We start from the raw sequence: 10,576 nt of genomic DNA on the forward strand, positions 1-10,576 counted from the left end.
AAACAACTTGTGGCCAACAATGTTCCTAGAATAACATTCATCCGCCGGCCGTGGACAGGTGCCCCGGCCCGGATGCACAGTCTCTTGTCCGCGCTTCAAAGGTTGCCCATGACCGCCGCCCCTTCGGCTGTTCTTCTCCGCGATGCCAGCGTGCCCGTTGTGGCGACTGACGCCCGAACCGGCACGCCGCCGGCCACCGCGCCGCAGCGCAACCCCGGCCAGCCCTTTGACCGCGACTGGATCGCCGAACAGCGGGTCAACCTGTCGGCGGTCGAGCGGCGCGTCGCCGGCCTGGCCGGCCGGCGCTCGGTCAAGAAGGACGCGCAGGCGGCCTGGCTGCTGAAGGCCATCACCTGCATCGACCTGACCACGCTGTCCGGCGACGACACCCCCGAGCGCGTCAAGCGCCTGTGCGCCAAGGCCCGGCAGCCGGTGAACCCGGAACTGCTGGCCGCGCTGGGCGTGGCCGATCGCCGCATCACCACCGGCGCGGTCTGTGTCTACCACCGCTTCGTGGGCACGGCAGTCGATGCACTGGCCGGCTCGGGCATCCCGGTGGCCGCGGTCTCCACCGGCTTCCCTGCCGGACTGAACCCGCATGCGCTGAAGCTCAAGGAGATCGAGGCCTCGGTGCGTGACGGGGCGATGGAGATCGACATCGTCATCACCCGCGAGCATGTGCTGACCGGCAACTGGCGCGCGCTGTACGACGAGATGCGCGACTTCCGCGCCGCCTGCGGCGAGGCCCATGTCAAGGCCATCCTGGCCACCGGCGACCTGAAGACGCTGCGCAATGTCGCGAAGGCCTCGATGGTGTGCATGATGGCCGGCGCCGACTTCATCAAGACCTCCACCGGCAAGGAGGCCGTCAATGCCACGTTGCCGGTGTCGCTGGTGATGCTGCGCCTGATCCGTGAGTACCACGAACGCTCCGGCGTGATGATCGGCTACAAGCCGGCCGGCGGCATCAGCGCCGCGAAGAACGTGCTCGACTACCAGGTGCTGATGAAGGAAGAGCTCGGCCGGCCGTGGCTGGAGCCAGAGTTGTTCCGCGTCGGCGCGTCCAGCCTGCTGTCGGACATCGAGCGGCAACTGGAGCACCACGTCACCGGCCGCTACTCGGCCTACAACCGCCACGGGGTGGCTTGATGAGCGTCGCACACTACATGGACACGATGGACTACGCGCCCGCGCTGGAGGGCAGCGCCGAGGCGACGGCCTGGATCGCTGCGCACGCAGCAGGCTTTGGCCACTTCATCGGCGGCGGCTGGGTTGGTGCCGGCCGCGACGGCAGCTTCCAGACGCACGACCCGTCCACCGGCAAGGTGTTGGCGAAACTGGCCCAGGGCACGGCGAACGACATAGATTCCGCGGTCGCCGCAGCACGCCAGGCGCAAGCGCCCTGGCAGGCCGCCGGCGGCGCCGTGCGCGCGCGCCACCTGTACGCACTGGCGCGGATGGTGCTGCGCCATGCCCGGCTGTTCGCGGTGGTCGAGAGCCTGGACAACGGCAAGCCGATCCGCGAGACGCGCGACATCGACGTGCCGCTGGTCGCGCGCCACTTCTACCACCACGCCGGCTGGGCGCAGATCCAGGCCAGCGAGTTCGCCGACCAGCTGCCGGTGGGCGTGGTCGGCCAGATCATCCCGTGGAACTTTCCGCTGCTGATGCTGGCCTGGAAGATCGCGCCGGCGCTGGCGCTTGGCAACACTGTCGTGCTCAAGCCTGCCGAATACACCTCGCTCACCGCGCTGCTGTTCGCCGAGCTCGCCGCGGCGGCCGGGCTGCCGGCGGGCGTGCTGAACATCGTCACCGGCGACGGCGCCACCGGCGCGGCGCTGGTCGATCACGCGGGAGTGGACAAGATCGCCTTCACCGGTTCGACCGAAGTCGGCCGCTTGATCCGCGAACGCACGGCCGGCAGCGGCAAGGCGCTAACACTCGAACTGGGCGGCAAGTCGCCCTTCATCGTCTTCGACGACGCCGACCTCGACGCGGCGGTTGAAGGCGTGGTCGATGCGATCTGGTTCAACCAGGGCCAGGTCTGCTGTGCCGGCTCGCGGCTGCTGGTGCAGGAAGGCATTGCCGAGGCCTTCATTGCGAAACTGAAGCGGCGCATGGCCACGCTGCGTGTCGGCCAGCCGCTGGACAAGACCATCGACATGGGCGCCATCGTTGCGCCGGCGCAGCTGGAACGCATCCAGTCGCTGGTGGCCACCGCCGAGGCCGAAGGCGGCGCGGTCTACCAGGCCCCCGGCGCACAAGCCGCCTGCCCGGGCATCGGCTGCTTCTACCCACCCACGCTGATCACCGGCACGCAGCCCGGCGCCACCGTGATGCGCGAGGAGATCTTCGGCCCGGTACTGGTGACCGGCACGTTCCGCACGCCGGACGAAGCGGTGCTGCTGGCCAACAACAGCCGCTACGGCCTGTCGGCCAGCGTGTGGAGCGAGAACATCGGCCTGGCACTGGACATCGCGCCCAAGCTGATCGCCGGCGTGGTGTGGGTCAACGCGACCAATCTGTTCGATGCCGCGGTCGGCTTCGGCGGCACGCGCGAATCGGGCTTCGGCCGCGAGGGCGGGCGCGAGGGCTGTTTCGAATACCTGAAGCCAGCGGCCTGGGCGGCGTTGCCGCTGCGTGCGGCCACCGCGTCGACGGCGCCGTCAAGCGCGTTGGCGGCAGCGCCGGCAAGCCCCGCGGTGCCGGCCGCCGCGCCGGACCTGTCGAACGTCTTCGCGATGCCGGCGATCGACCGCACGGCCAAGCTGTTCATCGGCGGCAAGCAGGCGCGGCCCGACGGCAACCACGAGCTGCCGCAGTTCGCGGCCGACGGCACGCTAACCGGCGAAGTGGGCGCCGGCAACCGCAAGGACATCCGCAACGCGGTGGCCGCCGCGCGCGCCGCCGAAGGCTGGTCCAAGGCCAGCGCGCACAACCGGGCGCAGGTGCTGTACTACCTGGGCGAGAACCTGTCGGCGCGCGGCCGCGAGTTCGCCGAACGCATCGCCGCGCTGACCGGCGCGACACCAGAGCAGGCCCGCGCCGAAGTCGAGGCCGCGATCGGCCGCCTGTTCAGCGCCGCCGCCTGGGCCGACAAATATGAAGGCCGCGTACACCAGCCACCGCTGCGCGGCGTGGCGCTGGCGCTGCCCGAGCCACTCGGCGTGGTGGGTGTGGTCTGCCCGCCCGAAGCGCCGCTGCTGGCCTTCGTCAGCCTGGTCGCGCCGCTGCTCGCAATGGGCAACCGCGTGGTCGTCGTGCCCAGCGAAACCGCCGCGCTGGTGGCCACCGATCTCTACCAGGTGCTGGAGACCTCGGACCTGCCGGCCGGCGTGATCAACATCGTCACCGGCGCCAGCCAGACCCTCGCCCGCACGCTGGCCGAACACGACGATGTCGACGGCCTGTGGGCCTTCGGCTCGGCCGAGTTGAGTGCGATGGCCGAGAAGCTGTCGATCGGCAACCTGAAACGCACGCTGGTCGACAACGGCCGCGCCATCGACTGGTTCGACGCGCGCGTTGCCGAAGGGCCGCTGCTGCTGCGCCATGCGGTGCAGGTGAAGAATGTCTGGATTCCTTACGGCGAGTAAAGCGGCCGGCGCCCACAGCGGCGTCGTACCCGCTTGCTGCTCCGCACCGCGACGCGGGCATTGAGCCTCACGGTGCGCCGGGCACAGCGGGAAGCCGCGCCACCTGCAGCTCGATCGCAGTCTCGCTGATCCGGCTCGTCGCGCTACGCATGCGGCGAGCCATCCTTGCGCGTGAACAGGTAGGCACCGTCCTGCGTGACGACGGCCAGGTCGTCGTCCGGGTAGGTCGCCGCGTCGCCTGGCGTGCGATCACCGACCTCCAGGTACCAGACATCCTCGGCGGTGTCGTTCTTCAGGTGATGCGCATCGCCGCTGCCGGCCTTGAACCCGGCGCACATGCCTGGCGCCAGACGCGTCGGCCCGCTGTCGGTCACCAGGGTCGGAGCGCCTTCGAGGATGTAGACGAACTCCTCCTGCTTGCTGTGCCCATGCCGCACCGAGGACACCGCGCCGGGCTTGAGCCGGGTGAGATTGACGCCGAAGTTCGACAGGCCGAACGCCTCGCCGAGCCGGCGCTTCTCTCGTCCGCCGACCCACGTCGCGAAGGGCTCGGGATAGGTCGTCTGCTTCGCGGGCGGCGCCACGTCCAGGGCGTTCAGGGCGGGCGGGTACTTGGAGTTCGACATGACGCTCATGGCCTGATGTGGCGGTTGTACGCGAAGAAGACCTCATCGCGTTGCCAGCCGAGGGATTCGTAAAGCGCCTGGGCCGGCGCATTCGTTCGCGCGGTGGTCAGGTCCATCCGGGCATAGCCCTCGTCCTTCGCGAACTGCTCTGCCGCGAGCAGCAGCGCCCGCCCCAGGCCATGCTGTCGTGCCGCGGGCGCCACGAAGAGGTCGTACAGGGTCAGGATCTTGCGCGCCTCGACCGAGCAGAACGTGGGGTAGAGCTGGCAGAAGGCCGCGATGGGCGCACCGGTGCCGGCGACGAGCAGCACGGACTCCTGCTTGCCGAACCGGTCAGCGATGAATCGGCGCGCCAGGGCCAGGTCGGCCGGCTGGCCATAGAACTGGCGGTAGGCATCGAACAGCGACGCGATGGGGTCGATGTCCGCCGCGACCGCGGGCCTGACGACGATGGTCTTCATGGCGTGGTCCTGCATTTCAGTGGTCCATTGCGCCAAGCGCCACCCGCCACGCTTGGCGCGTCGGTGCACATGAGTGCGACTGCAGTCGGCCCATTGCGGTCGTTCGGTCGGGGGCGCCATTCGATGCCGGCGTACTTGGACGTGGCCGGGATTCCGCCCCGGCGGGGCGGAATCCCGGCCACTCCGCAGGACTCAACAATCGAATGTCGGCTCTCAGAACAACAACCGAACGACCGCAACGGGCCGAGAGCCCCAGTTCAAGATCGTTGGAAGCGGTCGCTGGCCAGTTGCCCAGAGCCATGCTGGCTCATGCCACCGGCCTGGTCGCTGACGTCGGGCTGCTTCCGGGGTTCAGCCGCCATTCGCCAGTGCGGCCGCCGACAGGCAGCTTTCGGTCGCGGCTGTCATTCGGCCACCGAAACTGAGTGACAGCACCCAGTCTTTTTCGCTCCGTGCGCCCTGGTCCCAGGTTCGAAGACCCGCAGCGCCGGCCTAATCGAACCGTTTCACTTGGAATCCTTGAAACCGATGACCTTTTCTTTGTGATCGATGTCCTGCATATAGAACACCCAGCCGCCGGACGTGCTGCGGACGCCGAAGACCCGAGCGCAGCTGTCGTAGTAGGTGGTGCCCTGCTTCGCCCGCTCCTTCATGAGCTCCCTTCCGCTCTTCGCGAATGCCTTGTGGCCGCTGACGGAGAAGCGACGCGTGCGCACGGCCTGCGGTACTTTGATTTCAAGGTCGTCGCGCTCCTGGGTGCCCTTTGCCATTGATCCGCCGCCGGTATCGCCCGCGACGTGCTGCACGAACACCGACTTTCCCTCGGCGTCGAGGTAGTTCATCGTGAAGCGGCAGTTGCTGAAGTGCGATGTCACGAAGTAGCCTGGGCTCGTGCCGTCCAGTTGAACGCTGGTCACCTTCTTGGTATTCCAGGGCAGGTAGTAGATCTTCTTGCCGGTACCGCCATCGGAGCTGGCGCTCTTGTTCATCTTGATCTTGTTGGGCCCCTCGAACGACCAGTAGATGTCGGTCTCGTAGCCCTGCACGTCCTGCTTGCCGAAGATGTCGAACGCCTCCGAATTGAAGTCGAGTTCGTAGGCTGTAAAGGCCTCGCTCAGCTTGCCTTCGTGCACAAGCTGCCTGAATTCTTCAAGGCTGGGCATGATCCTCGTTCCTTCCTTCATCAGGCCATCGGAGCGCGATCGACGGGTGGCCCGGTAGCCGACGATCGAGTTGCCGGCCAGGCCGGCGTCAAAGTTCACAGCGCGAAAGGATACGCGCAAGGCGACATTCGTCGACACCGTGCAAGCCGGTGGGACATGCATTCAAGCACGGGAGGAACGTACCGGCACCGGCACTGGCACCGACTTCCAAGCGTCGATGCAAGGCGTGCACGCGGGGCCGCCAGCCGCCCCGCGCCTTGATCAGGCGCTGGCCTCGCGGACCTCAGCCCGCCTTCTGCACGATGCCCTTCAGCGCGTCAGCCACTTCCTTGATCACCGTGCTCTGCACCTGCGTGGTGAGCGTCCATTGCTGCACCTGCTGCTGCAGCGACAGCAGGTCGGCGGTGGTCGGGTTGTCGCCCATCGAGCCGATCAGCGTGCGCAGGTCGCTCTCCTTGGTCTGCACGACCTTGGCGATGCTGCCGTTCAGGAAGTCGAAGTTCAGACCGGCGGTCGACGAGGCAATCGGGGTGGTGGCCATGGGCGCTCCAGTGGTGGGTTAGGTTTCAGGCAATGACCGGGCGCGGCAGCAAGCCGGCCGCCGGTCCGAGGGGCGGCGTTTCGGTCGCGGTGGGTGACAGGGTCTGCAGCACGCGCAGCGCTGCTTCGCACATGGCCAGCAGCTGCCGGCAGCGGGCGTAGTCGCCGGGCGCCAGGCCCTGGTCCAGCTGCTGCAAGACCTGCTGCCGCAGCGTCGCCAGGCGCTTCGATGTCGCGAGCCACACCGCCTGGGCATCGTCGCCTTGCAGCGCGCGCTGCAGCGGGGTTTGGGGCAACAGGTCTTGGGGCAGCGGGGTCTGCAGCAGGGCTGGATTCATCGGGGCACCTTGAAGGTCTGGCTGCCGCGTTGCAGCAGCAGGGCATCGTTGTCGATCTGCAGCAGCGTCACGTCGCCGCGCTGCGCGCCGGGCAGCAGCTGCGAGCCGTCGCTCAGCACCAGGTAGGGCGATTCACCGCCGACGATGCTGCTGACGCGGAAGGGCAGGCCTTGGTCGCTGCGCGGTGGCGGTGGCGCGCTGCGCAAGGTGGCGGTGAAGCGCAGCGCACCGGCCAGCTGCTTGTGCCTGGTGGCCAGCCACTGCTCCCAGCGCGCTTGATCGGATTCCGGCAGATCGAGCGTGAGGGCCAGCTGCTGGCCGTCGAAGCGGCCGTCAAGCTTGAAGCCCTGGGCCTGTGCGTCGGCGATGAAGCGCGCCGCTAAACCTGCCGGCGTGTCGAAGGCCGCCTGTACGGGCACGCCGGCCGGCAGCAGGGTCTGCACACGCTGCTGCAGGTCGATGGCGGCGGCCTCGCTGGCGATGGGGCCGGACAGGCGCAAGGCGCCGCTCGCATCGATGCTCATCTGCAGCGTCGCCGGCACACGCAGCCCGCCGTCGCGCAGCGCGGCACGCAGTTGGTCGATCGTCCCCACCTGCAGGCCCGGGCGCGGCGTCAGGCGGGCCAGCGCCTGGGCCAACGTCTCCAGCGTGGCGGCGTCGGCCAGCAGACCGGTGACGACCGGCTTGGCCGCCGAGCCTTGCACCTGCAGCGCGGTGTCCAGGCCCTGGGCTTTCAATACCGCATGCACGGCGCTGCGGTAATCGGGCGTCGCGGCCTGCACCGCGGCGATCGGCGTGGCTGTGGCGGGAGGCGCCGGCCGTGCCGGTGACTCGATCTCGCCGATCGCCGGCGAGAACTGCCACAGCCCGGCGGCCACCAGGGCCACCAGCAGGCCGCAGCCCAGCACCAGCAGGTGCTGCCATCGGCGCCGTGGCCGATCCATTGGAGAGATAGCCACTTCGGCTTCGGCAACTTCTTCGTGCACCGGCTCGTCCACCAAAGCCGGTTCAGGCTCGGCCGGTCCGGGATGCAGCTCGAAGCGGTCGTTGGCGGCGGCCACGGTTACCCGCACCGGCCCCAGCGCCACGGGCTCGCCCAGGGCGTGACCCAGGCCCGGCGCGGCCTGTTCATCGGCCAGCAGGTGCCAGCGGCGCGCGCCGGCGTCCCACTGCAGCAGCGCATGGCGGCCGTCGATGCCGGGATCGCTGAGCACGATGTCGTTGTCCCATGCCGAGCCAATGGCCACGCGCACGCTGCTGTCATCCTCCAGCGGTGCGCGGGCGCCCGCATGCAGGCCGTCCAGCACGCGCAACTCGTGTGCAGCGGCACTCATCGGCAAGCCTCGGCTATGCTGGCGCCCATCCCCAAAACGCTCACCCCACGGAGCACCTTCGCATGGCATTCGAGCTCAGTCAGGTTGGCAGCGTGCACGTGGCACGGCTGCAGGGCCGCCTGGACAGCCACAACTCGCCCGACCTCGAACGTGGCCTGCGCGAGGTGCTGGACACCGGCGGTGCGCGGCTGCTGTTCGACCTGGCCGGCCTGGACTACATCAGCTCGGCCGGCCTGCGCGTGCTGCTGCTGGCGGCCAAGAAACTGCGCGCCGGCAGCCCGCAAGGCCGGGTGGCGGTGTCCGGCGTGCATGGCAATGTGCGCGAGGTGTTCGAGATGAGCGGCTTCCTCACACTCTTCCCGGTGAGCGACAGCGTCGATGCGGCCCTGGCGCAGTTGAACGCCTGACACAAGGCCCGACATGGCGGCTGACATCACAGCTCCACGCGGGCCAGCGGTTGGATGTTGACATCCTGCGTCAGCTCCTGGTAGCTGAGCACCGGCAGGTCGTACAGGTCCTGCTCGATCAGCTTGCGCAGGTAGCGGCGGATGTCCATGCTGGTCAGCAGCACCGGACGCTGCGCGCGTGTGGCCAGGTCGCCGACGCTCTTCTTCAGGTTGTCGACCAGGCGTTTACCCACCGCCGGGTCCAGCGCCAGGTAGCTGCCGGCGCTGGTCTGGCGCACGGCGCCGCGCACCGTCTCTTCGACCTTGGGCGCCAGCAGGTAGGCCGGCAACAGGTTCTGCCCGCTGCTGTACTTGTGGCTGATCCAGCGCTTGTGGGCGCCGCGTACATATTCAGTTAGCAGAACGGAGTCTTTCTCCTTCTGGCCCCATTCGATCAGGGCCTCCAGCACCGCACGCAGGTTGCGCACCGAGACATCCTCGGAGACCAGGCGCTGCAGGATCTCGGCGATCTTCTGCACCGGCAGCACACGCTGCGCCTCCTTCACCAGGTCGGGGAAGCGGGCTTCCATCTGTGTCAGCAGGAACCGGGTTTCCTGGATGCCGATGAAGTCGGCGGCATGCTTCTTCAGCACGAAGGCCAGGTGGTAGGTCAGCACCTGGTTCGAGTCCAGCACGCCGATGCCGGCCTGGGTCAACGTGTCGCGCAGGCTGTCGGCAACCCAGATCGTCGGCAGGTTGGGCAGGAACTTGCGGTCGGCCTCGAAGGGCAGGCCCAGGGCCTCCAGGTGTGCCGGTGTCTCGCGCGCCAACAGGTGGTGCGGCCGCAGCCGGCCCTGCGACACCGGCACCTCGGACAGCAGGATGTTGTAGCTCTCGGCCGGCAGCGCCTCGTTGAAGCGCAGCGCAATGCCGGGGAAGGGCACGCCGAGGTCGAAGTACAGCGCGCGGCGGATCTTCAGCAGCTCGTCGTTCAAGGCCTCGGCGTTGAAGCTCTGCTGCAGGCCCGCGGCCACGTCCATCAGCAGCGGCACGGTGGGCACGAACTCGTCGCCGGGCTCGCCCTTTTTGCGTGCGCCCGCCGGCGCACCGGCGGCCTGCATGGCCGGCACCTCGGTGACCGCACCGGTCCTCTCGTCGACGACGCGCCGCGTGCCGCGCTGCAGCGCGAAGCCGACACCACCCACCACCAACGACAGCGCGATGAACACCGGCCAGGGCATGCCCGGGATCAGGCCCATGCCCAGCGCGATGGCCGCGCCGATCAGCAGCGCCTTGGGCTGCGCCAGCATTTGCGCGACGATGTCGCGGCCGACGTTGCTGGGCCCGTCGCCGGTGGTCACGCGGGTGACGATGATGCCGGCGCAGATGCTGATGAACAGCCCCGGAATCTGCGCCACCAGCCCGTCGCCGATGGTCAGGATCGAATAGGTCTGCATCGCCTTGCCGGCAGGCATGCCACGCTGCACCACGCCGATCAGCATGCCGCCCAGCAGGTTGACGGCAACGATGATCAGCCCGGCGATGGCGTCGCCCTTGACGAACTTCATCGCGCCGTCCATCGCGCCGTAGAGCTGGCTCTCCTTCTCCACCAGCATGCGGCGGCGGCGCGCCTCGTCCATGTCGATGGTGCCGGCGCGCATGTCGCCGTCGATCGACATCTGCTTGCCCGGCATCGCATCCAGCGAGAAGCGCGCGCCGACCTCGGCCACCCGCTCGGCGCCTTTGGTGATGACGATGAACTGCACGATGGTCAGGATCAGGAACACCACCAGCCCGACCACCAGGTTGCCGCCGACGACGAAGTTGCCGAAGGTGTCGATGATGTGGCCGGCATCGGCCTGCAGCAGGATCAGCCGCGTGGTGGCGATGCTGATGCCCAGCCGGAACAGCGTGGTGATCAGCAGCACGCTGGGGAAGGAGCTGAAGGCCAGCGGCGAAGGCAGGTACATCGCCACCATCAGCAGCACGGCCGACAGCGTCATGTTCACCGCGATCAGCGTGTCCACCAGCCACAGCGGCAGCGGCAGGATCATCATGAAGACGATGGCCACGATCATCACCGCCAGCACCAGGTCGCTGCGGCCGGCTGTGGCCTGCAGCAGGCGTTGCAGCGG

10 protein-coding genes are annotated in these 10,576 nt (G+C 68.4%); 3 read left to right on the plus strand and 7 right to left on the minus strand.

Features of this window, described 5'->3' with window-relative positions; all coding sequences use genetic code 11:
- Window positions 1-108: 108 nt before the first annotated feature.
- Together deoC and VLK61_RS02750 are read left to right on the plus strand one after the other, a co-directional pair.
- Window positions 109-1,149, plus strand: coding sequence for a deoxyribose-phosphate aldolase (gene deoC, locus VLK61_RS02745; RefSeq protein ID WP_325418039.1), 1,041 nt, complete (start codon window positions 109-111; stop codon window positions 1,147-1,149).
- Window positions 1,149-3,593, plus strand: a complete 2,445-nt coding sequence (locus VLK61_RS02750) for an aldehyde dehydrogenase family protein (RefSeq protein WP_325418040.1) — start codon at window positions 1,149-1,151, stop codon at window positions 3,591-3,593. Before deoC ends, VLK61_RS02750 begins: the two co-directional genes overlap by 1 nt.
- A 143-nt stretch (window positions 3,594-3,736) precedes the next feature.
- On the opposite strand, the gene VLK61_RS02755 is transcribed toward VLK61_RS02750, so the two are convergent.
- The 6 genes from VLK61_RS02755 to sctD all read right to left on the minus strand — a co-directional run bounded on the left by VLK61_RS02755 (window position 3,737) and on the right by sctD (window position 8,055).
- Window positions 3,737-4,228: a cupin domain-containing protein gene (locus tag VLK61_RS02755; RefSeq protein WP_325418042.1), complete on the minus strand. Its 492-nt coding sequence runs from the start codon at window positions 4,226-4,228 to the stop codon at window positions 3,737-3,739.
- Window positions 4,225-4,680: a GNAT family N-acetyltransferase gene (locus tag VLK61_RS02760; RefSeq protein ID WP_325418044.1), complete on the minus strand. Its 456-nt coding sequence runs from the start codon at window positions 4,678-4,680 to the stop codon at window positions 4,225-4,227. Before VLK61_RS02760 ends, VLK61_RS02755 begins: the two co-directional genes overlap by 4 nt.
- A 506-nt stretch (window positions 4,681-5,186) precedes the next feature.
- A complete protein-coding gene (locus VLK61_RS02765) occupies window positions 5,187-5,981 on the minus strand; it encodes a hypothetical protein (protein WP_325418046.1) in 795 nt (264 codons plus the stop codon).
- Window positions 5,982-6,126: 145 nt separating this feature from the next.
- Window positions 6,127-6,384: an EscF/YscF/HrpA family type III secretion system needle major subunit gene (locus VLK61_RS02770; RefSeq protein ID WP_325418048.1), complete on the minus strand. Its 258-nt coding sequence runs from the start codon at window positions 6,382-6,384 to the stop codon at window positions 6,127-6,129.
- A gap of 25 nt (window positions 6,385-6,409) precedes the next feature.
- Complete coding sequence (locus VLK61_RS02775) at window positions 6,410-6,721, minus strand: hypothetical protein (RefSeq protein ID WP_325418050.1); 312 nt, start codon at window positions 6,719-6,721, stop codon at window positions 6,410-6,412.
- Window positions 6,718-8,055 (minus strand): type III secretion system inner membrane ring subunit SctD, encoded by a 1,338-nt coding sequence (gene sctD, locus VLK61_RS02780; RefSeq protein WP_325418052.1) that lies wholly within the window; start codon window positions 8,053-8,055, stop codon window positions 6,718-6,720. Before sctD ends, VLK61_RS02775 begins: the two co-directional genes overlap by 4 nt.
- A gap of 62 nt (window positions 8,056-8,117) precedes the next feature.
- Here sctD and VLK61_RS02785 point away from each other — a divergent pair, with 62 nt between their 5' ends.
- Window positions 8,118-8,462: an STAS domain-containing protein gene (locus VLK61_RS02785; protein ID WP_325418054.1), complete on the plus strand. Its 345-nt coding sequence runs from the start codon at window positions 8,118-8,120 to the stop codon at window positions 8,460-8,462.
- 26 nt (window positions 8,463-8,488) lie between these two features.
- Here the strand turns inward: VLK61_RS02785 and sctV are convergent, their stop codons facing one another.
- A complete protein-coding gene (gene sctV / locus VLK61_RS02790; RefSeq protein WP_325418060.1) occupies window positions 8,489-10,573 on the minus strand; it encodes a type III secretion system export apparatus subunit SctV in 2,085 nt (694 codons plus the stop codon).
- Window positions 10,574-10,576 lie beyond the last annotated feature (3 nt).

The sequence above is a fragment of the Aquabacterium sp. genome (assembly GCF_035476535.1).
Lineage (GTDB): Bacteria > Pseudomonadota > Gammaproteobacteria > Burkholderiales > Burkholderiaceae_C > Pseudaquabacterium.